Source organism: Rhodoferax sp. GW821-FHT09E07 (assembly GCF_059416145.1).
In genome coordinates this window covers 256,393-277,718 of the sequence record NZ_JBWKOP010000003.1, presented here as the reverse complement: position 1 = coordinate 277,718, position 21,326 = coordinate 256,393, and the positions used below count along the sequence as shown (strand labels likewise).

Annotated in this window: 24 protein-coding genes; 11 read left to right on the top strand and 13 right to left on the bottom strand. The window is 62.0% G+C overall.

The window, feature by feature from the left end; all coding sequences use genetic code 11:
- Positions 1-38: 38 nt before the first annotated feature.
- A complete protein-coding gene (queG, locus tag AC07OE_RS07085; RefSeq protein ID WP_495070083.1) occupies positions 39-1,103 on the top strand; it encodes a tRNA epoxyqueuosine(34) reductase QueG in 1,065 nt (354 codons plus the stop codon).
- Here queG and AC07OE_RS07080 read toward each other — a convergent pair.
- Together AC07OE_RS07080 and AC07OE_RS07075 are read right to left on the bottom strand one after the other, a co-directional pair.
- Complete coding sequence (locus AC07OE_RS07080) at positions 1,096-2,112, bottom strand: MBL fold metallo-hydrolase (protein WP_495069858.1); 1,017 nt, start codon at positions 2,110-2,112, stop codon at positions 1,096-1,098. The two genes, queG and AC07OE_RS07080, sit on opposite strands and share 8 nt — an antisense overlap.
- A 15-nt stretch (positions 2,113-2,127) precedes the next feature.
- Positions 2,128-2,256, bottom strand: a complete 129-nt coding sequence (locus tag AC07OE_RS07075; RefSeq protein ID WP_495069857.1) for a hypothetical protein — start codon at positions 2,254-2,256, stop codon at positions 2,128-2,130.
- A 211-nt stretch (positions 2,257-2,467) separates the two neighbouring features.
- On the opposite strand from AC07OE_RS07075, the gene AC07OE_RS07070 reads away from it, so the two are divergent.
- On the top strand, positions 2,468-3,505 hold the full coding sequence (locus AC07OE_RS07070; RefSeq protein ID WP_495069856.1) for a M14 family zinc carboxypeptidase: 1,038 nt from the start codon (positions 2,468-2,470) through the stop codon (positions 3,503-3,505).
- Between the two features lie 4 nt (positions 3,506-3,509).
- On the opposite strand, the gene AC07OE_RS07065 is transcribed toward AC07OE_RS07070, so the two are convergent.
- Positions 3,510-4,421, bottom strand: a complete 912-nt coding sequence (locus tag AC07OE_RS07065) for an AEC family transporter (protein WP_495069855.1) — start codon at positions 4,419-4,421, stop codon at positions 3,510-3,512.
- A 114-nt stretch (positions 4,422-4,535) separates the two neighbouring features.
- Here AC07OE_RS07065 and AC07OE_RS07060 point away from each other — a divergent pair, with 114 nt between their 5' ends.
- A complete protein-coding gene (locus tag AC07OE_RS07060) occupies positions 4,536-5,495 on the top strand; it encodes a tripartite tricarboxylate transporter substrate binding protein BugE (RefSeq protein WP_495069854.1) in 960 nt (319 codons plus the stop codon).
- Positions 5,492-6,400: a site-specific tyrosine recombinase XerD gene (xerD, locus tag AC07OE_RS07055; protein ID WP_495069853.1), complete on the top strand. Its 909-nt coding sequence runs from the start codon at positions 5,492-5,494 to the stop codon at positions 6,398-6,400. Before AC07OE_RS07060 ends, xerD begins: the two co-directional genes overlap by 4 nt.
- 13 nt (positions 6,401-6,413) lie before the next feature.
- Here the strand turns inward: xerD and AC07OE_RS07050 are convergent, their stop codons facing one another.
- Together AC07OE_RS07050 and AC07OE_RS07045 are read right to left on the bottom strand one after the other, a co-directional pair.
- Entirely contained in the window at positions 6,414-7,664 is a 1,251-nt protein-coding gene (locus tag AC07OE_RS07050) for an EAL and HDOD domain-containing protein (protein WP_495069852.1), read from the bottom strand.
- A 46-nt stretch (positions 7,665-7,710) separates the two neighbouring features.
- On the bottom strand, positions 7,711-8,508 hold the full coding sequence (locus AC07OE_RS07045; RefSeq protein WP_495069851.1) for a ferritin-like domain-containing protein: 798 nt from the start codon (positions 8,506-8,508) through the stop codon (positions 7,711-7,713).
- A gap of 40 nt (positions 8,509-8,548) precedes the next feature.
- On the opposite strand from AC07OE_RS07045, the gene AC07OE_RS07040 reads away from it, so the two are divergent.
- Positions 8,549-9,073, top strand: a complete 525-nt coding sequence (locus AC07OE_RS07040) for a gamma carbonic anhydrase family protein (protein WP_495069850.1) — start codon at positions 8,549-8,551, stop codon at positions 9,071-9,073.
- A gap of 40 nt (positions 9,074-9,113) precedes the next feature.
- Complete coding sequence (gene hslO / locus AC07OE_RS07035; RefSeq protein ID WP_495069849.1) at positions 9,114-10,103, top strand: Hsp33 family molecular chaperone HslO; 990 nt, start codon at positions 9,114-9,116, stop codon at positions 10,101-10,103.
- Here hslO and AC07OE_RS07030 read toward each other — a convergent pair.
- Genes AC07OE_RS07030 through pyrG form a run of 5 tightly spaced genes read right to left on the bottom strand, consistent with a single transcriptional unit; the run spans position 10,089 to position 14,913 of the window.
- Entirely contained in the window at positions 10,089-10,724 is a 636-nt protein-coding gene (locus AC07OE_RS07030) for an AAA family ATPase (protein WP_495069848.1), read from the bottom strand. The genes hslO and AC07OE_RS07030 overlap by 15 nt on opposite strands.
- Positions 10,725-10,741: 17 nt before the next feature.
- Complete coding sequence (locus AC07OE_RS07025; RefSeq protein ID WP_495069847.1) at positions 10,742-11,017, bottom strand: septum formation initiator family protein; 276 nt, start codon at positions 11,015-11,017, stop codon at positions 10,742-10,744.
- Between the two features lie 27 nt (positions 11,018-11,044).
- Positions 11,045-12,331, bottom strand: a complete 1,287-nt coding sequence (eno, locus tag AC07OE_RS07020) for a phosphopyruvate hydratase (RefSeq protein WP_495069846.1) — start codon at positions 12,329-12,331, stop codon at positions 11,045-11,047.
- Positions 12,332-12,391: 60 nt separating this feature from the next.
- Positions 12,392-13,246, bottom strand: a complete 855-nt coding sequence (gene kdsA, locus AC07OE_RS07015; RefSeq protein WP_495069845.1) for a 3-deoxy-8-phosphooctulonate synthase — start codon at positions 13,244-13,246, stop codon at positions 12,392-12,394.
- Positions 13,246-14,913 carry a CTP synthase gene (gene pyrG / locus AC07OE_RS07010; RefSeq protein WP_495069844.1) on the bottom strand — a complete coding sequence of 556 codons (1,668 nt, stop codon included), beginning with the start codon at positions 14,911-14,913 and terminating at the stop codon, positions 13,246-13,248. Before pyrG ends, kdsA begins: the two co-directional genes overlap by 1 nt.
- An 89-nt stretch (positions 14,914-15,002) precedes the next feature.
- On the opposite strand from pyrG, the gene coaBC reads away from it, so the two are divergent.
- Both coaBC and dut read left to right on the top strand, forming a co-directional pair.
- Positions 15,003-16,220, top strand: coding sequence for a bifunctional phosphopantothenoylcysteine decarboxylase/phosphopantothenate--cysteine ligase CoaBC (gene coaBC / locus AC07OE_RS07005; protein WP_495069843.1), 1,218 nt, complete (start codon positions 15,003-15,005; stop codon positions 16,218-16,220).
- Between the two features lie 9 nt (positions 16,221-16,229).
- A complete protein-coding gene (dut, locus tag AC07OE_RS07000; protein ID WP_495069842.1) occupies positions 16,230-16,676 on the top strand; it encodes a dUTP diphosphatase in 447 nt (148 codons plus the stop codon).
- 21 nt (positions 16,677-16,697) lie between these two features.
- Here the strand turns inward: dut and AC07OE_RS06995 are convergent, their stop codons facing one another.
- A complete protein-coding gene (locus tag AC07OE_RS06995) occupies positions 16,698-17,231 on the bottom strand; it encodes an FKBP-type peptidyl-prolyl cis-trans isomerase (RefSeq protein WP_495069841.1) in 534 nt (177 codons plus the stop codon).
- Positions 17,232-17,244: 13 nt separating this feature from the next.
- On the opposite strand from AC07OE_RS06995, the gene AC07OE_RS06990 reads away from it, so the two are divergent.
- The 3 genes from AC07OE_RS06990 to AC07OE_RS06980 all read left to right on the top strand — a co-directional run bounded on the left by AC07OE_RS06990 (position 17,245) and on the right by AC07OE_RS06980 (position 19,215).
- Entirely contained in the window at positions 17,245-18,375 is a 1,131-nt protein-coding gene (locus tag AC07OE_RS06990) for a JmjC domain-containing protein (RefSeq protein WP_495069840.1), read from the top strand.
- Entirely contained in the window at positions 18,368-18,865 is a 498-nt protein-coding gene (locus tag AC07OE_RS06985; RefSeq protein WP_495069839.1) for a hypothetical protein, read from the top strand. The genes AC07OE_RS06990 and AC07OE_RS06985 overlap by 8 nt, the downstream gene beginning before the upstream one ends.
- A gap of 155 nt (positions 18,866-19,020) precedes the next feature.
- Positions 19,021-19,215 (top strand): hypothetical protein, encoded by a 195-nt coding sequence (locus AC07OE_RS06980; RefSeq protein ID WP_495069838.1) that lies wholly within the window; start codon positions 19,021-19,023, stop codon positions 19,213-19,215.
- 80 nt (positions 19,216-19,295) lie between these two features.
- Here AC07OE_RS06980 and bamC read toward each other — a convergent pair whose 3' ends face one another.
- Both bamC and dapA read right to left on the bottom strand, forming a co-directional pair.
- Positions 19,296-20,393: an NlpB/DapX family lipoprotein gene (gene bamC, locus AC07OE_RS06975; RefSeq protein WP_495069837.1), complete on the bottom strand. Its 1,098-nt coding sequence runs from the start codon at positions 20,391-20,393 to the stop codon at positions 19,296-19,298.
- 26 nt (positions 20,394-20,419) lie between these two features.
- Complete coding sequence (gene dapA, locus AC07OE_RS06970; RefSeq protein WP_495069836.1) at positions 20,420-21,316, bottom strand: 4-hydroxy-tetrahydrodipicolinate synthase; 897 nt, start codon at positions 21,314-21,316, stop codon at positions 20,420-20,422.
- Between the last annotated feature and the right edge of the window lie 10 nt (positions 21,317-21,326).

Sequence of the window (21,326 nt, the reverse complement as noted above, 5' to 3'; positions counted from 1 at the left end):
CTCAATCAGACAGTGGGCAAGAGGGCAACCCGTGGGTTGTGCAGGTCCAGGCCTGGGCCCGGGAACTTGGATTCTCCCAAATTGGCGTGGCCGGTGTGGATTTGTCGTCCGCAGAGCCCGGTTTATTGGCTTGGTTGTCGCAAGGATTCCACGGTGATATGGCCTATATGGCCCACCACGGCCTCAAACGTGCCCGCCCGGCCGAGCTGGTGCCCGGCACGGTGAGTGTGATCACCGCGCGCATGGACTACCTGCCGCGCGACACCGCGCCTGACTGGCAGGACACCGAGCTGGCGCGTCTGCAGCGCCCCGGCGAAGGCATTGTGTCGCTCTACGCCCGCGGGCGGGACTACCACAAGGTGCTGCGCAGCCGCCTGCAAAAGCTGGCCGACACTATGGCTGCGCACATGGGACCGCTGGGCTACCGCGTGTTCACCGACAGTGCGCCCGTGCTGGAGGCCGAGCTGGCCGCGCGCAGCGGCCAGGGCTGGCGCGGCAAGCACACATTGCTGCTGAACCGTGAAGCAGGCTCCATGTTTTTTTTGGGCGAGATTTATGTGGACATGGCCCTGCCCGACAGCGCGCCCGTGCAGCCGCACTGCGGCAGCTGCAGCGCCTGCATCAGCGTGTGCCCCACACAGGCCATCATCGCGCCGCACCGGCTGGACGCGCGGCGCTGCATCTCCTACCTGACGATTGAGCACGCGGGGCCGATCCCGCTGGAGCTACGGCCGTTGATCGGTAACCGCATCTATGGCTGTGACGACTGCCAGCTGGTCTGTCCGTGGAACAAATTTGCCCAGCGCAGCAGCCTGCCCGACTTCGACGCCCGCGAAGGCTTGGCTGGTGAGCAACTGGCCACGCTGCTGGACTGGACCGAGGACACATTTCTGCGCCACACCGAGGGCAGCCCCATTCGCCGCATTGGCCACGCCCGCTGGCTGCGCAATGTGGCCGTGGCGCTGGGCAATGCGCTGCATGGCACGGGCCTGAGCGCAGCGCAACGCACCGCCATGGTCCAGTCCTTGCAGCGCCGCACCGACCATCCCGACCCACTGGTTCAAGAGCACGTGCAGTGGGCCCTGCAACCAGCGCTTACTTGACCCGCGGCGGTAGCCCCGCAAACACATCCATCGCTTTCCACTCTAGCGGCAGGCGTATCTCTACCCCGTCGTGCGCGCCCTTGCGCTGCAGAAAAGCGATGGACGCATCAAAATCGTCCAGCGGCGGCGGCATGGGCTGCATGGGCAGGGTGGAGGGAATCCAGAAGTCGTCCCAGTGGATGGGGATGACCCGGCGTGCGCCCACGGTCGTTACGGTCTCGCGCCAATAAGCTTCTTTGTGCTCTTCGCTGCGCGGGCCCATGGCACCGATACCCAGCATCACCACATCGGCCTGCACGCCCTGGAGCGCGTCGGGCACAAAACCCGCCGTGCTGGTGATCAGCAATGTGCGGCCATCGTGCTCAATACGGGCCACATAGCTCTGGCCTTCCTTGTACTCGGTGGCGCGCACGGGCGGAACTAGCGGTGCGGTGATCTCGCCGCCCGTAAACCCCGTAGGTGTGTGCAGCGCGGGGTACAGCGTCACCGTGAAGCGGCCAAAGGTATAGGGCGTGCGCAGTTGCGCGGTGCGGATCTGCGCTTCCGGCAGGCCCCAGCCGCGGCCCACCATGGCGGTGGAGGACGAGCCCAGGAGCAAGGCACCGGTACGCTTGGCCACCTCGGGCGCGTCCATGGCGTGGTCATAGTGCGAGTGCAGGGGAATCACTGCAGCGAGTTTGCCGGTGTGTTGGGGGATGCCAGCGCGCTGCAATCCGGCGGCAATGCCGAGTACATCAGGCTCTACCTTGCGCACGAAGGTGGTGAGTTTGTCGGGGCGGGAAAAAAATCCGTCGGTCAGCAGGGCGGTTTCACCGTCGTCCAGCAGTACGGTGGCCACGCCCAGAAAACTGACACGCAGCGGCGCATGGGGCGCCGGCGGCGCAGCGGACCAGCGCAAGGCGTCCAGACCGCTCAGGCTGGGAGGGTGGCCCAGCATCCAGGTGAGGGCCGCTACGGCGAGCACCACCACAACCAGCAAACCCAGAACCAGCCGCTTGAATATTTTCATGCGGGCAGTGTAGGGTCAGCGGCGCTTGCGGGGAAGGTGGGTGCGTTGCAAAGCCAGCAGTTCACCCACGCCCTGCACCAACGCCAGCGTGACGGCCAGCCAGGGCAGCAGAAAGGGGCGCGAGGGCGCGGTGCGTTTGCGCATTCAGACCTCGATCAAGGCCACTGGCTCCAGCCAGTTGTCTTCGAAGAGCTCGTCCAGCAGACGTTGCAGTCCAAGTAGCTTGAGGATCATGGTGGGCTCCCGGTAGGTTGCAGATGCAGCCACTCTAGGAGGCCAGTGTGACGGTTTCATGGCAGTGTGGTGTGCTGGCATCAGGCGTATTCTGGATGCCGGAAAACGGCGTTGCGCGGCTATGCTGGCGCCCAACAAGGAGCTGGTTTTGCAACACCGCGCACTCGCTGCATTGACCGAACTGGAGCGGATTCTCCAACTAGCGGGGGACCGTGTGGATACCCGCGTGGTGCGGCAGGTGGACTGTCGCGGGGCCAGCCTGCCGGTGTATGCCGTTGCGCTGGGCAATCCGGATCCGCAGGTGCCGGCCATCGGTTTCTTCGGCGGTGTGCATGGCTTGGAGCGCATTGGCGCGGAGGTGGTCATGGCCTACCTGCTCAGCATCGTCATGCGCCTGAACTGGGACCACACGCTGCACCGCCAGCTGGAATCGTTGCGCCTGGTGTTCATGCCGTTGGTGAACCCCGGTGGCATGGCACTGGGTACGCGCGCCAATCCGCGCGGTGTGGACCTGATGCGCAACGCTCCGGTGGACGCGCTGGAGCCCGTGCCCACCTGGGTGGGCGGCCAGCGCCTGAGTTCCCGGCTACCCTGGTACCGCGGAGTGGCAGGGGCGGCCATGGAGGAGGAAAGCCAGGCCGTGTGCGAGGTGGTGGCACAGGAGCTACTGCCACGGGCCTTCAGCATGTCAGTGGACTGCCACTCGGGCTTTGGGCTCAGCGACCGGCTATGGTTCCCGTTTGCCCATACGCGCCAGCCGCTGCACCACCTGGCTGAAATGTTTGCGTTGCAGGTAATTTTTCGCCAGACCTACAACCACCACCCCTATGTGTTTGAGCCGCAGAGCCTGCAGTACCTGACACATGGTGATCTGTGGGACCACCTGTACCTGCAGTCGCGTGAGGTGCCGCAGCGGGTGTTTCTGCCGCTCACGCTGGAAATGGGCTCGTGGCTGTGGATTAAGAAGAACCCACGCCAGCTGTTCAGCCGCCACGGCATCTTCAACCCGCTCATCGGGCACCGCCAACAGCGTGTGTTGCGCCGGCATTTGTGGATGCTGGATTTTCTGACCCGCGCTGCCTGCAGCGCAGAGTCCTGGGCGCCTCAGGATGGGCAGCGCCATGTGCTGCACGCCGAGGCGCTGCAGCACTGGTACTAGTGCGTCAAAGGCGTTGCAGCACGCCCAGCGCAAAGGGCAGGCTGACCATGCCCATGATGGTTGACACGGTCACCAAAGCCGCCACATAGGCACCGTCATAGCCCATGCGTGCCGCCAGCACATAGCAGCTGGAAGCGGTCGGCAGGGCCGAAAAGGCCAGCAGGATGGTGGTTTGTGTGGGACTCAAACCCAAGGTCCGCGCAATGGCCCAGGCCACCACCGGTGTCAGCAGGTGGCGGATGGCAATCACCGCCACAGCCAGGACCTTGCCGCGCGCCAGCGCACCCAGCTGCATTCCGGCCCCGGCGGCCATCAGCCCCAAGGCCAACGAGGCAGCGCCCAGGCGGTTGACGGTGGGTTCCAGCCAAGTGGGGACAGAAAAACCCAACAGATTTGCCACCAGGCCTGTGGCGGTGGCAATGATCAAGGGGTTGCGCAGCAGTTCGCGTGCAAAGCCACGCTGGGCGTGTCGCGCCATAGGCCAGACCGCGGCCACATTGAATACCGGCACGCACACACCAATCAACACAGCAATCAGTTGCAAGCCCTGGGGGCCCGCGAGGCGGTCGGCAATGGCAAGGCCGATGAAGGAGTTGAAACGAAAGGCTATCTGCGCGCTGGAGGCGTGGTCACGCGCATCGACATGGGTGCGCAGCCACGGCAGGTGCGGAATGGCATAGGCCAGGCCAATACCCACCAGTCCGCTGGCCCAGCCCGCACCAATCAGGCTGGAAGCCGCACCCAGGTCCAAAGGACTCTTCACGATGGACTGGAACAGCAGCACCGGGAACAGGAAGTAGTAGACCAGCGACTCCACCTGCTCCCACACGGGCCGGTTCAGTGCGGTGTAGCGGCATACCAGGTAGCCGCACAGGATCAGGGAGAAATCGGGGAACAGGAGTTGGGCGTAATTCACGGGCCAAGGATAGCAGCCAGGGAGGGGCCACCCGGGTTTCCACGTAGGCGCAAATCAGCATGGTGAAGGCAACTGCGCGGGGTACCATTCGACAAATTCCACAGGAGAAATCACATGCGCCGTCTGCTGTTCGCCATGGGTCTGGTGGCTGCCTCAAGTGCCGCGCTGGCACAGGCTTACCCGAGCAAAATCATCAAGCTGCAGGTGCCGTTTGCCCCAGGCGGCACCACAGACATCATCGCCCGCGTGATTGCCGACCCGCTGGGCAAGGTGCTGGGACAGAGTGTGATCGTGGAGAACAAGGCGGGCGGCGGTGGTGTGGTCGGCGCAAATGAAACCGCCAAAGCGGTGCCCGATGGGTATTCGCTGGGCATTGCCACAGTGTCTACCGTGGCTGCCAACCCGGCCATCAACCCCAAGAATCCCTACAACCCGCTCACCGACTTCACCCCCATCATCAACATTGCGGCTACGCCCAATGTGATTGCGGTCCACCCCAGCTTTCCGGCCAAGGACTACAAAGGCTTTATGGCTGAACTGAAAAGCCACCCTGGACAATATTCGTACGCTTCGTCGGGCACGGGCGGCATTGGCCACATGCAGACTGAACTCTTCAAGAACCTGGCCGGTGTGTTCATCACGCATATCCCCTACCGGGGCGCGGGCCCGGCGCTGAACGACACGGTGGGCGGCCAGGTCCCGCTGATATTTGACAACCTGCCGTCGGCTTTGCCTTTCATCCAGAGCAACAAGCTGGTGCCTATCGTGGTGGCGGCGCCCCAGCGTCTGTCGCAGTTGCCTAATGTGCCCACCTTCAAGGAAGTGGGGCTGGAGCCGGTGAACCGCATGGCGTTTTACGGCATTTACGGCCCCAAAGGCCTGCCCAAGGACGTGGTGGACAAGGTCAATGCCGCTGTGCGCAAGGTGCTGGAGGACCCAGCCGTGAAAAAACGCATCGAAGAGACGGGCTCCCTGGTCGTGGGCAATACGCCTGAGCAATTCACGGCCCAGATCAAGGCCGAGTACGAGGTCTACAAGAAAGTGGTGGAGACCTCCAAGCTGAAGCTGGAATGACGGAACCCGCTAGCGCCGATACGGCGTCGGTGGATGCCTTCATCGACGCTCTGTGGCTGGAAGAGGGGCTGTCCAAAAATACGTTGCAAGCCTACCGGCGCGACCTGACCCTGTTCGCCCAATGGCTGCAGGCGCGCAGCCTGCCACAGGCGCAGGAGCACGACATCCAGGCTTACTTTGCTGCGCAGCATGCGCAGACCAAGGCCACCACGGCCAATCGGCGCCTGACCGTGTTCAGGCGCTACTTCCGTTGGGCTCTGCGCGAGGGGCTGGTAGTCGCCGACCCCACGCTCAAGCTGCAGGCTGCCAAGCAGGCCCTGCGCGTACCCAAGACACTGACCGAAGCCCAGGTGGAAGCGCTACTGGCGGCGCCCGATACCAGCACGGCATTGGGCGTGCGCGACCGCACCATGCTGGAGTTGATGTACGCCAGCGGGTTGCGCGTCAGCGAACTGGTGACGCTGCGTACGCTGAACCTGGGCTTGAACGAGGGGGTATTGCGCGTGCTGGGCAAGGGGTCCAAGGAGCGACTGGTGCCGTTTGGTGAAGTGGCTGCACAATGGCTGCAGCGCTACCTGGGTCAGGCGCGCCTGGAACTGCTGGGTCCCAAACAGACCCAGGATTTGTTTGTGACATCGCGGGGCGCGCAGGCGGGGAGTGCCATGTCACGGGTGATGTTTTGGGGCATTGTGAAAAAGCATGCGTTGGCTGCAGGCATTCGGGTGCCCCTGTCGCCGCATACTTTGCGCCACGCATTTGCCACCCATTTGTTGAACCACGGGGCGGATTTGCGTTCGGTACAGATGCTGTTGGGGCACGCAGATATTTCCACGACCACCATCTACACCCACGTGGCCCGCGAACGCCTCGCCACGTTGCACGCGCAGCACCATCCGCGAGGCTAGTGCTGCGAGCGATTCAGTCCATCAGTGTTTCTGCCCAGGCCAGCGCCTGCAGGTGGGCCCAGTTCACCTGGTTGCTGCTCAGGCCCAGCGCCGCGGTGGTTTGGGCGAATGTGGCATCGTCCCCGTTCTCGCAGGCTTCGGTCAAGGCCAGGTAAGCCGCCAAGGGGCCGGTACGGTAGAGCAGGGCGTTGGTGACGGACTCGGGCAACGTCAGTGTGGCCAGCGCCGCAGGCATGGGGATGCCCAGCAGGGTGTCCAAGAGCGAGAACACCCCGACCACAAAGGCATTGTCACATTCCTCGGCTGGCAGAGTTTCACCCGCTAGCAGTTCCATGAGTCGACCGCGCACCACGGCAGTGGTACCCACCGCTGGCGGCGTCTCACCGGCCTGCGAGGTGGTCAGCAGCAAGGCGGCCCACTTGAACAGTTTTTTAAGTCCCAGCAGCATGACTGCATGCTTGAACGAGGTGACTTCGGTGCGCAGCCCGAAGCCCGCGGAATTGATGAAGCGCAGCAGGTTGAACGAGAGTGTGGGATCGCGTTTGAGTACTTCCTCGATCTCGTTGGTGCTGGCCTGTTTGCGCACCAGATTGATGAGCTGCAGGATGGTGGCTTGGGCTGGACGTATGGTTTGGCCCTCCACCAGTACCGGTTTGGCAAACCAGTAGCCCTGGAAAAGGGTAATGCCCAACTCCTGCAACATTTCGTGCTGCTGCGCGGTCTCCACTTTTTCCGCAATCAGCGTCGCGCCTGATTTGGCTTGGGCCAGCTTGATAAAGGAGGCCACGGCCTGTGGCTTGAGCACGGAGACGTCGAATTTGATGAAGGAGGCCAAGGGCAGCCAGTCTTCATAGGAGCGCGTGAGTATCGAGTAGTCAAACGCCAGCCGGAAACCGCGGTTTCGTATGGTTTGCAATGTGGGAAAACGGGTCTTGATCTGGTCGACCTGTGAGATGGACAGCGGGGGTATCTCCAACACGATGTGGTCAGGAGCGACGAGTTCCAGGTGGCCGCCGGCCAGGCTGTCATGGGTGCAGTTGATGAACAGGGTTTTGCGGTCCATCAACGGCTCGTTGTCCGCCATGGACAGCAGGTTGAAGAGCAGCTGTGCATCACTTGACGCCGTATGTTGGTCAACCTTTACGGACCGGTCGAACAGCTCGTAGCCAAACACCATGCGCTGGGCGTCCAGGATTGCCTGGCGCGCTATGGCGATAGAGGCTGTGGCGGAAGCGCTGGATGGGGGGAGAGCGGAGTCGGGCATGGTGCACAGAGCGATGTTCAGCGCATTCTAGACGTGGCGTCCGCGCTCATGCCGCGTTCTGCAGGGCGCGCATCTCTGCTTCCGTGAAGCCTGCCCGCTTGCGGGCATCCAGGTTGAATGGCGGGCGAGGACGGGGTGCTGCATGTTTGATAGCAGCTTGCGCATAGAACGCGCCGGGTTCCAGTGCATGGCGTTCACAAAGCCAGTGGTACCACCGATTGCCCGTGGCGACATGCCCCACCTCTTCCTCCAGAATCACCTCCAGAATGGCCGTTGCCTGCAGGGCCAAGGGGCTTCCCACCTTCCGCAGTTTGGCTTGTATCAGGGGCGTCGCGTCGAGCCCGCGAGCCTCCATCGTGCGCGGCACCAATGCCATGCGCGCCACCACATCGTGGCGGGTATGGTCGCAAATGGTCCATAGCCCGTCGTGGGCCGGAAAGCTCCCATAGTGGTAGCCGCAGGACTGGAGGTGGGCGTGCAGCAACTGGAAGTGTTTGGCCTCTTCCTGGGCGACGCGAAGCCAGTCTGTGTAGTACGCGGGAGGCATGGCGGCAAAGCGCCAGACTGCATCCAGCGCCAGGTTGATGGCGTTGAATTCGATGTGGGCGATGGAGTGCATGAGGGCGGCGTGCCCCTCTGCCGTAAACGGCGTGCGGCGGGGCACGTCCTGCGGGTGTACCAGGTGCGGATGGGCCGGCCGCCCGGGTTGCTCGGGCGCAGGCAGGGTGGCTGCAGTGTCCAGGGGCAGCGTGGAAGCGCTTGCCCAAAGCGCGTGCGTTGCCACTGCTTTCTCCAGCGGATCGGTGAGGCAAAAGGCGTGCAGCGCGCGGCGTCGGAGTTCCATCTCTACAATTCTAGGTTTTGCAGGCATCTGAAAGTACAACATGGCCATTTACGAACTCGATGGTGCAGCACCCCGCATAGCCGCATCGGCCTGGGTGGCCGACAGCGCCCAGGTCATGGGCAATGTGGAGCTGGCGGACGACGCCAGCGTCTGGTTCGGTGCCGTCGTGCGCGGGGATACCGAGACCATCCGCATCGGCAAGGGCTCTAACATCCAGGACGCGAGCGTGCTGCACGCTGACATCGGCAAGCCACTGACCATCGGTGAGAACGTAACCGTGGGCCACAAGGTCATGCTGCATGGCTGCACCGTGGGCGATTGCTCGTTGATTGGCATTGGCGCCATCGTGCTCAACGGCGCGAAGATCGGCAAGGGCTGCATCGTGGGCGCCGGAGCGCTGGTGACCGAGGGCAAGGAATTCCCTGATGGCTCCATGATCCTCGGCAGCCCTGCCAAGGCGGTGCGCGAGCTCTCCCCCGAACAGCAAGCCGGCCTGCGTCTCAGCGCGCTGCATTACGTGGAAAACGCCCTGCGTTTCAAAAACGGACTGAAGAAAATTGCTTAACCCGCCGGGCTGCCAAGGCCTGGCTTGACTGGAGACGTGCATGTCTGAATTGCACAAGTTTTTGTTTGAAGGTTTACCCGTGCGCGGTGCCATCGTGCGCCTGACCGACGCCTGGGTGGAAATCCTGCGGCGCCGGGCGTCGAACTCGGTGACTGGAGCCTACCCGGTGCCGGTGCAGGAGATGCTGGGCGAGATGACTGCAGCGGCCACGCTGATGCAGTCCAACATCAAGTTCGATGGTGCCCTGGTGCTGCAGATTTTTGGCGATGGCCCGGTGCAGGTGGCCGTGGTGGAGGTGCAGTCGGACCTGACCCTGCGCGCCACGGCTACCGTGGCGGGCGACATGCCGGCTGACCTGACGCTGAGCCAGATGGTGAATGCCAACAACCAGGGGCGTTGCGCGATCACGCTGGATCCCAAAACCAAATTTCCTGGGCAACAGCCCTACCAAGGCGTGGTGCCCCTGTTTGACGACCATGGCCGCCCCATTGAAAAGCTGAGCGAGGTGCTGGAACACTACATGCTGCAGAGCGAGCAGCTGGACACCACACTGGTGCTTGCGGCCAACGACAAGGTGGCAGCGGGGCTGCTGATCCAGCGGCTGCCCATGGCCGGCGAGGGCAATCTGTCGGGCAGCATGGTGTCCAAGGACAACGAAGATGCGATTGGTGTGAACGAGCACTACAACCGCATCGCCACACTGGCCAGCAGCCTTAAGCGTGAGGAGTTGCTGAACCTGGATGTGGACACCATCCTGCGCCGCCTGTTCTGGGAAGAGCAGCTGGCCCGCTTTGAGCCTTTGACAGGGGAGACTGCGCCGCGCTTTGTGTGCAGTTGCAGCCGCGAGCGCGTGGCCCGAATGATTGGGGGGCTGGGGCGCGAAGAGGTGGAAACCATCCTGACCGAGCGCGAGAACATTGAAGTGGCCTGCGAGTTCTGCGGCGTGCAGTACCGGTTTGACCCGGTGGACGCGGCAGAGCTGTTTGCCGAGCCGGTGCAGCGCGTGGCTGGCGGTTCAACGCCCCACTGAACTTTGCGTCAACCGGCTGAACAGCCGGTGTTCGCAGTCGGCATCGGAGCAGGTGTCGCACACCCATACCCAAGGCTGGCCGGCATCTTGTCGCGCGTGGTGCTTGGTGTCCGTGTGGGTCAGGGCCGCCAAGGCCGCCTCGGTGCGCTGCGGGCCCTGGCCGTAAACACTGGCAAAGGGCAAATGGTGCGCCAGCAAGATCTCGCGCAAGCGTGTGTCAATGCGTTGCCGGATGGCCAGTCCATCGCGCTGGATGCCGTCGGCCACCCATTCCACATCCAGTCCCATCACCAGCGTCGCATCCAGCGTGCGCTGGAAGGCGATGGCTTCGGGGTACAGCGTGGGGTCGTTGAACAGTACGTCGCTGTACACCGCGGTCACCAGCGGCGTGGTGTCGGCGATTACGCAGGCGGCAGACGCTTCATGGATGCGTTGTGCCTGTGTCTGGGCCACATGGGCCTGTTCATGCGCCTGGGGCGGGCGGCCATGGGTGTCGCACCAGCTGCGCAGGTATTCGTCAATGACGGTGACGTTGGGGTAGAGGGTGGCCAGCGGTGCCGCCAGTGCATGGCTGAGCGTGGACTTGCCACTGCATTCAGCGCCCAGGATGGCAATTTTCATGCAGCCATCAAAGCCGCTCAACGCGCCACTTGCACGTAAATTTCGTTGGCTTTCACCATGCCCAGTTCGGAGCGGGCTTTTTCTTCCACGATCTCCAGGCCTTCGCGCAGGTCATGGATTTCGGCAGCCAACCTGTCGTTGGCCAGGGCGGCCTGGGCGTTGTGCTGCTTCTGGGCGTCCAACTGGCTGGTCAGCCGGGACACATTGGGAACGCTGCCGCGCCCGAACCACAGCTGGGCATGCAAGATGACCAACAACGCGATCAACGCAGCTGGAACAAGTCGGGTGCTCATGCGATGGCGGGGCGGCAGGCCTGGCGTTTAGCGCAGGTTGTAGAACGCAGCGCGGCCGGGGTACACAGCCACATCGCCCAGGTCTTCTTCGATGCGCAGCAGCTGGTTGTACTTGGCCATGCGGTCCGAACGGCTCAGGGAGCCGGTCTTGATCTGGCCCGCGTTGGTGCCCACGGCGATGTCGGAGATGGTGGAGTCTTCGGTTTCGCCCGAGCGGTGGCTGATCACCGCGGTGTAACCGGCGCACTTGGCCATTTCAATGGCGGCGAAGGTTTCGGTCAGCGTGCCGATCTGGTTGATCTTGATCAGGATCGAGTTGGCGATGCCTTTCTCGATGCCTTCTTTCAGGATCTTGGTGTTGGTCACGAACAGGTCGTCACCCACGATCTGCACGTTCTTGCCCAGGCGGTCCGTCAGGATCTTCCAGCCTTCCCAGTCGCCTTCGGCCATGCCGTCTTCGATGCTGATGATGGGGTACTTGTCGACCCAGGTGGCCAGCATATCGGTCCATTCTTGGGAGGACAGCTTTATGCCGCCTTCGCCTTCGAGCACGTACTTGCCGTCCTTGTAGAACTCGGAGGCTGCGCAGTCCAGGCCCAGGGCGATTTGCTCACCGGCCACATAGCCAGCCTTGTCGATGGCTTCCAGAATCATCTGGATCGCGGCCTCATGGTTCTCCACGCTGGGCGCGAAGCCGCCTTCGTCGCCCACGGCGGTGCTGATGTGCTTGTCGTGCAGGATCTTCTTGAGCGCGTGGAAGACCTCGGCACCCCAGCGCAGCGCTTCACGGAAGCTCGGCGCGCCGACGGGGATGATCATCAGCTCTTGCAGGTCGAGGTTGTTGTTGGCGTGCTCGCCGCCGTTGATCACGTTCATCATGGGCACGGGCATTTGCACGCTGCGCATGCCGCCGAAATAGCGGTACAGGGGCAGACCGGCTTCTTCGGCAGCGGCACGGGCCACAGCCATGGAAACTGCCAGCATGGCGTTGGCGCCCAGGCGGGACTTGTTTTCGGTACCGTCCAGGTCGATCAGGGTCTTGTCCAGGAAGGCTTGTTCAGAAGCGTCCAGGCCCAACACGGCTTCGGAGATTTCGGTGTTGATGTGTTCCACGGCCTTGAGCACGCCCTTGCCGAGGTAGCGCTTCTTGTCGCCGTCGCGCAGCTCGATGGCTTCACGCGAACCGGTGGAGGCACCGCTGGGAACGGCAGCGCGGCCCATGGTGCCGGATTCCAGCAACACGTCGCATTCGACAGTGGGGTTGCCGCGGGAGTCCAGAATTTCACGACCGACGATATCAACAATAGCGCTCATTGGTTTCTTTCAAGTTCAAAAACACACAAACAAAAACAGCAGACCGAATCATGCTCGCGACTACTCGAAGCTGTTCTCCAGGAACGAGGTTTTTTTGGTTACGGAATCTAACGCAACCAGGGTTTCCAGCAAGGCCTTCATGTGGCGCAGTGGCACCGCATTGGGACCGTCGGACCAGGCTTCAGCAGGGCGAGGATGGGTTTCCATGAAAAGCCCGGCAACGCCAGCGGCCACACCGGCACGGGCCAGCACGGGCACCATCTCGCGTGCGCCACCGCTGGTGCCGCCCAGGCCACCGGGCTTTTGTACCGAGTGCGTCACGTCGAACACCACGGGTGCGCCCGACTTGCGCATCTCGGCCAGGCTGGTCATGTCGGCCACGAGGTTGTTGTAGCCAAAGCTCACGCCGCGTTCGCAGGCCAGGAAGCGGTCGGGCGAGAGCCCCACTTCCTCAGCGGCGGCACGGGCCTTGTCCACCACGTTCTTCATGTCCCAGGGCGCGAGGAACTGGCCCTTCTTGATGTTCACCGGCTTGCCAGACTGGGCCACCGCGCGGATGAAATCGGTCTGGCGGCATAGAAAGGCGGGTGTCTGCAATACGTCCACCACACTGGCAACTTCGGCGATATGGGACTCGTCATGCACATCGGTCAGGATGGGCAATTGCAGCTGGCGGCGCACTTCGTCCAGAATCTTCAGGCCGGCGTCCAAGCCGACACCACGCTTGCTGGTGCCGGAGGAACGGTTGGCCTTGTCGAACGAGCCCTTGTAGATCAGGGGAATGTTCAGTGCGGTGCAGGCTTCCTTCAATTGGCCCGCCACATCGATGGACATTTCCAGCCCTTCGATGGAGCAGGTGCCCGCGATCAGGAAGAAGCGATGCTCCAGACCAACGTCAAATCCGCACAGTTTCATCAGGCAACCGCTTTCAGGTTCTTGCCATCCAGCTGATGGTCCACCGCCGCCTTGATGAAGGCATTGAACAGGGGGTGACCATTCCAGGGGGTGGACTTGAATTCAGGGTGGAACTGCACGCCCACAAACCAGGGGTGCACGGCTTGCGGCAACTCCACGATTTCGGTGAGCTGCTCACGCTGCGTAAGCGCAGAGATCACCAAGCCCGCCTGGCGCAGTTGGTCCAGGTAGTTGACGTTGGCCTCGTACCGGTGGCGATGGCGTTCGGTCACCACGTTGCCGTAGATTTTGTGGGCCAGCGTGCCCTTGGCCACATCGGAACTTTGTGCACCCAGGCGCATGGTGCCGCCCAGGTCGGAGTTCTCATTGCGCGTCTTGATGGTGCCGTCGGCGTCTTTCCATTCGGTGATCAAGGCGATGACCGGGTTGGGGCTGTCGGGTTCAAATTCGGTGCTGTTGGCTTCCTTGAGGCCGGCCACGTGGCGGGCGAACTCGATGGTGGCGACCTGCATGCCCAGGCAGATGCCCAGGTAGGGCACCTTGTTTTCACGGGCGAAGCGGGCCGTGCTGATCTTGCCTTCAATGCCGCGCTTGCCGAAGCCGCCGGGCACCAGGATGGCGTCGTACTTGGCCAGCTGGTTCACGCTGGCGGTGTCGATGGTTTCCGAGTCCACGTGCTCGATCTTCACGCGCACATGGTTCTTCATGCCGGCGTGACGCAGGGCCTCGTTGACGGATTTGTAACTGTCTGTCAGATCCACGTACTTGCCGACCATGGCGATGGTGACTTCGCCTTGGGGGTGTTCGGTTTCATAGACCAAATCGTCCCAGCGTTTCAGGTTGGCGGGTGGCGTGTTCAGGCGCAGCTTGTCGCAGATCAGGCCATCCAGGCCCTGCTCGTGCAGCATGCGTGGCACTTTGTAAATCGTGTCCACGTCCCACATGGAGATCACACCCCACTCGGGCACGTTGGAGAACAACGAAATCTTGGCGCGCTCTTCGTCAGGAATCGGGCGGTCCGCGCGGCACAGCAGGGCGTCGGCCTGTATGCCGATCTCGCGCAGTTGCTTGGCCGTGTGCTGGGTGGGCTTGGTCTTCAATTCGCCGGCAGCCGCAATCCAGGGCAGGTAGCTCAGGTGCACAAAGGCGCTGTTGTTGGGGCCGAGCTTGAGGCTCATCTGGCGCACGGCTTCGAGGAAGGGCAGGGATTCGATGTCACCCACGGTGCCACCGATTTCCACAATCGCCACATCTACCGCATCAGGCTCGCCAAAACGCGCGCCGCGTTTCACAAACTCCTGGATTTCGTTGGTGACGTGGGGGATGACCTGCACGGTCTTGCCCAGGTAGTCGCCACGGCGTTCCTTGTCCAGCACGCTCTTGTAGATCTGGCCGGTGGTGAAGTTGTTGGTCTTGCGCATGCGCGTTTCGATGAAACGCTCGTAGTGGCCCAGGTCCAGGTCGGTTTCTGCGCCGTCGTCGGTCACAAACACCTCGCCGTGCTGCAGGGGCGACATGGTGCCGGGGTCTACGTTGAGGTAGGGGTCAAGCTTGATGAGGGTGACTGTCAGGCCCCGCGATTCCAGAATCGCAGCTAAGGAGGCTGAGGCGATTCCCTTGCCAAGGGAAGACACCACACCGCCGGTGACGAAGACAAATTTGGTCATGTCAGGGGCGAACCTATGGGTTCGATGAGGTGGTAAAGCGAGATTATAGGCGTCTGCTACATTGCGGTCCTCGGCTCTAGAGGCACACCATGGATTTATCGGGCAAACACATTGTTCTGGGGCTTACCGGCGGCATCGCTTGCTACAAGGCGGCCGAACTCTGCCGTGCGTTGATCAAGCAGGGCGCCACAGTGCAGGTAGTGATGACCGATGCGGCCGCGCAATTCATCACACCCGTGACCATGCAGGCTTTGAGCAATCGTCCGGTGTTTGATTCACAGTGGGATGCGCGTGAGCGCAACAACATGCCCCACATCAACCTGAGCCGCGAGGCCGATGCCATCTTGATCGCGCCATGCAGTGCTGATTTCATGGCCAAGCTGTTGCACGGCCGCGCGGACGATTTGCTCAGCCTCATGTGCCTGGCGCGTCCCATCGATTCTGTGCCTTTGTTGATTGCGCCCGCCATGAACCGCGAGATGTGGGCACACCCCGCCACACAGCGCAACCTAGCACAACTGCAGGCCGATGGCGCGACGTTGCTGGGCGTGGGCAGCGGCTTCCAAGCCTGTGGCGAGACGGGTGATGGTCGCATGCTGGAGCCGCAGGAACTACTCGAAGACGTGATTGCCTTCTTCCAGCCCAAGGTGCTGGCGGGGCAGCGCGTGGTGGTATCGGCGGGGCCCACTTTCGAGGCCATTGATCCCGTGCGCGGCATCACCAATCTGTCCAGCGGCAAGATGGGTTTTGCCATTGCCCGTGCGGCACGCGAGGCGGGTGCTGACGTGACGCTGGTGGCGGGGCCGGTAGCGCAGCCCACACCGCGTGGCGTGCAGCGTGTCGATGTGAAGTCTGCAAAAAATATGCATACAGCCCTCGTGGAATCTACGAAGCTTGCTACTGTTTTTGTAGCTACTGCCGCCGTGGCCGATTGGCGCCCGGCCCAGACGTCGGACCAGAAGATCAAGAAAGACGGCTCCGGCAGCACGCCCGTGCTGAGCTTTGTCGAAAACGTAGACATCCTGTCTGAAATTGCCCATTCCCCGCGCGCGACCAGTGGTGCACTGTTCTGCGTAGGCTTTGCCGCAGAGAGTCACGACCTGCTGGCGCACGCCACAGCCAAGCGCGCACGCAAGGGCGTGCCGCTGCTGGTCGGTAACATCGGGCCCGCCACCTTCGGGCAAGACGACAACGCGCTGCTGTTGGTCGATGCCCAGGGTGCGCAAGAACTTCCCCACAACTCCAAACTGGCTTTGGCCCGGCAACTCGTTGCCGAGATTGCCAAGCGCCAGCGTGCCACCCACTGAACCCAAACCATGAAAATTGACGTCAAGATCCTCGACAGCCGCCTGCACGACAACCTGCCCACCTATGCCACACCGGGCAGCGCGGGGCTGGACTTGCGGGCTTGCCTGGACGCGCCGCTGACGCTGGCGCCCAATGCCTGGCAACTGGTGCCTACGGGCATGGCGATTTACCTGGAAGACCCGGCCTATGCCGCACTCATCCTGCCGCGCTCGGGCCTGGGCCACAAGCACGGCATTGTGCTGGGCAATCTGGTGGGCCTGATTGACAGCGACTACCAGGGCCAGCTCATGGTGAGCGCCTGGAACCGCAGCGCTGTGGAATTCACCATCCAGCCCATGGAGCGCATTGCGCAGCTCATGATCGTGCCAGTGGTGCAGGCGCAGTTCAATGTGGTGAGCGAATTCCCCGCTTCCCAGCGCGGGGAGGGCGGCTACGGCTCTACAGGCAAGGCCTGAGCCGTAGCGAAACCCGCTGCTTCAGTGCAGCGTATCGCTGCCGGGTGCAGAGGCGTGCACGGGCTGGATGCGGAAGAAGCCGGTGCCAGCGGTACCGCGTCCAATTTCTTCCTCGGTCGCTTCGCGTACCGATTCCACCTTGAGGCTGATGCGGATGGCAATGCCCGCCAACGGGTGGTTGCCGTCCAGCACTACGTGCTCAGGGTAAATATCGGTGATGGTGTAGAGCGCGTCCTTGGGGGCGTTGGGGTTGCAGCCAGGGGGCAGGGCATGGCCTTCCATGGTCAGGCCTTCTTCCAGTTCCGCGGGGAACAGGGCGCGTGGCTCCAGAAACAGCAACTGGTCGTTGAAATCGCCAAAAGCCTGTTCGGGCTCAATCTGCAGGTCCAGTGTGTCGCCTGCTCCATGGCCTTGCAGTGCCGCTTCGATGGGGGGCAAGAGGTCGTTGCCGCCCAGCAAAAAATCCACTGGCTCGTCCAAAACGTCCAGTTCTTCGCCCAAGGTGTCTTTCAGCGTCCAGGTCAGGGCAACGACGCATTGTTGAGTAATTTCCATGCAGAATTGTCCCATGAACATCCAAGAACCCTTGCAACTTCTGGGCGGTTTGTCGCCACACACCTTTATGCAACGCCATTGGCAGAAGAAGCCTTTGGTGATTCGCCAAGCGATCCCTGGCTTTGCGCCCGTGCTGGACCGCTCGGAGCTGCTGGACCTTGCGGCACAGGAGGACGTGGAGTCCCGTCTGGTGGTTCAAGCCTCGGCCAAGGCTGGTGCGCAATGGCGCTTCAAACATGGGCCATTTGCCCGCAAGGCATTGCCACCATTCAAGCAAGCCGGGTGGACCTTGTTGGTGCAGGGTGTTGATTTGCACGACGAACGCATGCATGCCCTGATCAACCAGTTCCGCTTTGTGCCGGATGCGCGGCTGGATGACTTGATGATCAGCTACGCCACCGAAGGCGGCGGCGTCGGACCGCACTTCGACAGCTACGATGTCTTCTTGCTGCAGGCCCACGGCCGCCGGCGCTGGCGGATTGGCCGCCAAAAAGACCTGAGCCTGCAATCCGATATGCCGCTCAAAATTCTGGCGAACTTTGAGCCCGAAGAGGAGTTTGTGCTGGAGCCGGGTGACATGCTCTACCTGCCGCCCAAATACGCACACGATGGTATTGCGGACGGCGAGTGCATGACCTACTCCATCGGATTTCGCTCACCAGACCGGGCCGAGTTGGCGCAGGAGATCTTGCAACGACTGGCCGAGCAGGCCATGGATGAAGTCGCTCCCAGCCTGTACCGCGACCCCAAACAGGCTGCGGTAACCAGTAGCGGCGCCATGCCTTCCTCGCTGCTGGAGTTTGCCCAAGACGCCTTGCATGCAGCGCTAGGAGACCCCAAGGCCGTGGCCCGTGCGTTGGGCGAGTATCTCAGCGAACCCAAAGCCAACGTTTGGTTCGATGGTGGCGAGTCCGAAGCGCATGGCGCTGTGCGCCTGGACCGCAAGACCCGCATGCTCTACGACGCGGACCATGTGTTCATCAATGGCGAAAGTTTCAATGCCGGTGGCAAGGATGCCCGGCTGATGCAGGAGCTTGCCGACACCCGAGGCCTGGGGTCGGCGCAGGTGAAACGGCTGAGTGCGGGCGCACGTGCACTGCTGGAAGACTGGTGCGCTTCAGGTTGGTTGCATCCCGATGACTGACGCCGCGGCACCGCTGTTGGAAGGCCCCTTCTCCGGACCTACGGAATTCGCGCAGGTCGTGCGCAATGCTTTGGCGCGAGCCGCGCAAGATGGATGGCTCACCATGGTTTGGAGTGATGCCGATTTTGACGATTGGCCGCTGCGGGAAAAGGCCGTGGTGGAGTCTTTGCACGCGTGGTCCCGCCAAGGTGGCCGTTTGGTCTTGCTTGCACGCAGTTACGACACGGTCCAGCGCAACCAGCACCGGTTTGTGCAGTGGCGTGGACTCTGGGACCACCTGGTGGAGTGCCGGGTTTGCAGGCATCTGGATGCCAGCGAATTTCCCAGTGCATTGTGGAGTCCTGCATGGGCCATGCGTCGGCTCGACGTCACCCGCAGCGTTGGCGTTGCGGGCACAGAACCGCAGCGCCGGGTGCTGTTGCGCGAGGAGCTGGAAGAGTGCCGGAGGCAGAGTTCGCCGGGTTTTCCGGCGACTATTTTGGGCCTCTGAATGGGGCAAGAGGGTTTACCCGCAGGCACCAATTTGGGTCTTGTATAATCGAAAGCTCTGGTGAAAAGAAATCGAACGCTTTTTGTCAGGGCTGGCCGGCTTGCTGGTTAGACAATTTCCGGAAATTGTTTCGTTAACTCACTTAGTTTTTAAAAATGAACAAATCTCTCGTTTTGGCAGCCGTGATCGCTGCCGCTGCCCTGGCTGCTTGCGGTAAGAAAGAAGAAGCTCCCGCTGCTGCTCCTGCCGCTGCTGAAGCCCCTGCTGCTGCTCCCGCAGCTGCTGCACCCGCTACTGAAGCTCCTGCTGCTGCTCCCGCAGCTGCTGCTTCCGAGCCAGCCAAGCAATAATTGCTTGCAGACGAAAAAAAACCACCGCAAGGTGGTTTTTTTTCGTCCCTGCATTGCCGAGGCAACACAGGTAGACAGGATTATTTGATGTCGTCCGTAATCACTTTGACGATGCGTTGTGCAATCGCAGAGGTTTCCGGTGCTCCCGCAGCATCCAGCACATTCACGGTGGAACGTTCGCCCTGGCTGCGCACAGCGATCTGGTATTTCACGGGAGGAGCTGCTTTGCTGGAGCCACTGAACAGCTTGCTGAAGAACCCGGGTTCCGAATTTTCTGAAGTGGTCGCCACGTAGCGGACAAAGTAGATGCCCTGTTTGCGGTCCCGGTCCTCGACGGTGAAACCGGTGCGGTCCAGTGCCAGACCCACCCGACGCCAAGCTCGGTCAAAACCTTCTTCCAGCAAGACTGCGGGTTGCCCATTCACCGTACTCACGGTAGCGCTGGGTTTGGCTGCGCTGGCCGCGACTTGGGTTTTTGCTTGTTCTGGCGTCATGCCGAGTTTGACCATGAGCCGACGCAGAAACTCCGCTTCCAGTTCCGGGTCGGCTGGGCGCGGTTGCCACATCGTCTGCTTCTCACCTGTAGCGGTGACGCCTGTGTTGGTGTAAACCTCTTGCATGCCGCGATGGCTGATAAAAATCTCGCTATTGCCATTGGCATCTCGTTCAATACGGGTGCGGAATTTGTCGCGTTCGCCGGTGGAGTAGAGAGAGTCGAGCAATTTGCCCAGCGTGGAGCGAATCAGGTCTTGCGGGATCTTGGCGCGGTTCTCTGCCCAATCTGTTTCCATGATGCCCAAGTTGCTCTGGTCCATGGCCAACAGGAAACCGTTTTCTTGCCAAAAGTCTTTCACTGGTTCCCACAGTTTTTCTGCAGGACGGTTGACGACCAGCCAACGCTGATTGCCGTCACGCTCAATCCGAACATCGCCCAAAGCCAGCGCCGCAATGGGTGCCTTGCTGGCAGCAGCCAGGTTGGCTTGGTAGCCAGAGGCCGATACAGCTCCCCCCACCACGGTGTAGCGCGTGTCCTTGGACAGCTGGGTCAGGTCCGGTGGAATGTCCAGCGACGGGGCTTTGGCTGTGCTGCGGTAATCAACCTTGTCGGATTCCAGGGCCGAGCAGCCCCCCAGCGCGACGGCCGCAGCCAGCAGAAAAACTTTGGAAGTGGAATTCACGGATGTCCTAGAACGGTAGGGGAGACTTAAATCAGTCCGGCGGCTTTGAGCACCTTCTCGACGATAGGCTGGTTGGCCGCCGTGAGCTGGGTCAAAGGCAGGCGCAAGGCCTGCTTGGAGTGTCCCATGCGGGCCACGGCCCACTTCACGGGGATGGGGTTGGATTCGACAAACAATGCCTTGTGCAGGGGCAGCAGTTGCAGCTGAATTTCCATGGCGCGCGCCACATTGCCGGCAATGGCGGCCACACACAGCTCATGCATGAGGCGCGGCGCCACATTCGCTGTCACGCTCACGTTGCCGTGGCCACCGCACAGCATCAGGGCCACCGCGGTGGGGTCATCGCCGGAGTAGATCGAGAAGTGCTTGGGAGCTTCCTTGATCAGCCACTGCGCGCGTTCGATATTGCCGGTAGCTTCCTTAATACCGATGATGCCAGGCACTTCGGCCAGACGCAGCACGGTGTCGTGGGCCATATCGGCAACCGAGCGGCCTGGCACGTTGTACAGAACAATGGGTAGATCGCCTGTGGCTTCGGCAATCGCCTTGAAATGCTGGAACTGGCCTTCTTGCGTGGGCTTGTTGTAATAGGGCACGACCTGCAGCTGGCAGTCGGCGCCCACGCCCTTGGCGAACTTGGCCAGGGCAATGGCTTCACGGGTGGAGTTGCCGCCGCAGCCGGCCATGATGGGTACGCGGCCCGCTGCCTGTTCCACAGACACGCGGATGATCTCGCAATGCTCTTCCACGCTGACGGTGGGGGACTCGCCCGTGGTGCCAACCACGCCAATGCAGTCGGTGCCTTCGGCAATGTGCCAGTCGATCAGCTTGCGCAGCGCGGGGTAGTCCACGGAGCCATCGTCGAGCATCGGGGTAATGAGGGCTACGATGCTGCCCCGGATCGGACCTTTAGAAGCGTTCATGTCGAGTGGA

Bases quoted from the DNA above. Each gene is read 5' to 3' on its own strand.
- AC07OE_RS07080 (WP_495069858.1), bottom strand. From the start codon at position 2,112: ATGAAAATATTCAAGCGGCTGGTTCTGGGTTTGCTGGTTGTGGTGGTG.
- AC07OE_RS07075 (WP_495069857.1), bottom strand. From the start codon at position 2,256: ATGCGCAAACGCACCGCGCCCTCGCGCCCCTTTCTGCTGCCCTGGCTG.
- AC07OE_RS07070 (WP_495069856.1), top strand. From the start codon at position 2,468: ATGCTGGCGCCCAACAAGGAGCTGGTTTTGCAACACCGCGCACTCGCT.
- AC07OE_RS07060 (WP_495069854.1), top strand. From the start codon at position 4,536: ATGCGCCGTCTGCTGTTCGCCATGGGTCTGGTGGCTGCCTCAAGTGCC.
- xerD (WP_495069853.1), top strand. From the start codon at position 5,492: ATGACGGAACCCGCTAGCGCCGATACGGCGTCGGTGGATGCCTTCATC.
- AC07OE_RS07050 (WP_495069852.1), bottom strand. From the start codon at position 7,664: ATGCCCGACTCCGCTCTCCCCCCATCCAGCGCTTCCGCCACAGCCTCT.
- AC07OE_RS07045 (WP_495069851.1), bottom strand. From the start codon at position 8,508: ATGGAACTCCGACGCCGCGCGCTGCACGCCTTTTGCCTCACCGATCCG.
- AC07OE_RS07040 (WP_495069850.1), top strand. From the start codon at position 8,549: ATGGCCATTTACGAACTCGATGGTGCAGCACCCCGCATAGCCGCATCG.
- hslO (WP_495069849.1), top strand. From the start codon at position 9,114: ATGTCTGAATTGCACAAGTTTTTGTTTGAAGGTTTACCCGTGCGCGGT.
- AC07OE_RS07030 (WP_495069848.1), bottom strand. From the start codon at position 10,724: ATGAAAATTGCCATCCTGGGCGCTGAATGCAGTGGCAAGTCCACGCTC.
- AC07OE_RS07025 (WP_495069847.1), bottom strand. From the start codon at position 11,017: ATGAGCACCCGACTTGTTCCAGCTGCGTTGATCGCGTTGTTGGTCATC.
- eno (WP_495069846.1), bottom strand. From the start codon at position 12,331: ATGAGCGCTATTGTTGATATCGTCGGTCGTGAAATTCTGGACTCCCGC.
- kdsA (WP_495069845.1), bottom strand. From the start codon at position 13,246: ATGAAACTGTGCGGATTTGACGTTGGTCTGGAGCATCGCTTCTTCCTG.
- pyrG (WP_495069844.1), bottom strand. From the start codon at position 14,913: ATGACCAAATTTGTCTTCGTCACCGGCGGTGTGGTGTCTTCCCTTGGC.
- coaBC (WP_495069843.1), top strand. From the start codon at position 15,003: ATGGATTTATCGGGCAAACACATTGTTCTGGGGCTTACCGGCGGCATC.
- dut (WP_495069842.1), top strand. From the start codon at position 16,230: ATGAAAATTGACGTCAAGATCCTCGACAGCCGCCTGCACGACAACCTG.
- AC07OE_RS06995 (WP_495069841.1), bottom strand. From the start codon at position 17,231: ATGGAAATTACTCAACAATGCGTCGTTGCCCTGACCTGGACGCTGAAA.
- AC07OE_RS06990 (WP_495069840.1), top strand. From the start codon at position 17,245: ATGAACATCCAAGAACCCTTGCAACTTCTGGGCGGTTTGTCGCCACAC.
- AC07OE_RS06985 (WP_495069839.1), top strand. From the start codon at position 18,368: ATGACTGACGCCGCGGCACCGCTGTTGGAAGGCCCCTTCTCCGGACCT.
- AC07OE_RS06980 (WP_495069838.1), top strand. From the start codon at position 19,021: ATGAACAAATCTCTCGTTTTGGCAGCCGTGATCGCTGCCGCTGCCCTG.
- dapA (WP_495069836.1), bottom strand. From the start codon at position 21,316: ATGAACGCTTCTAAAGGTCCGATCCGGGGCAGCATCGTAGCCCTCATT.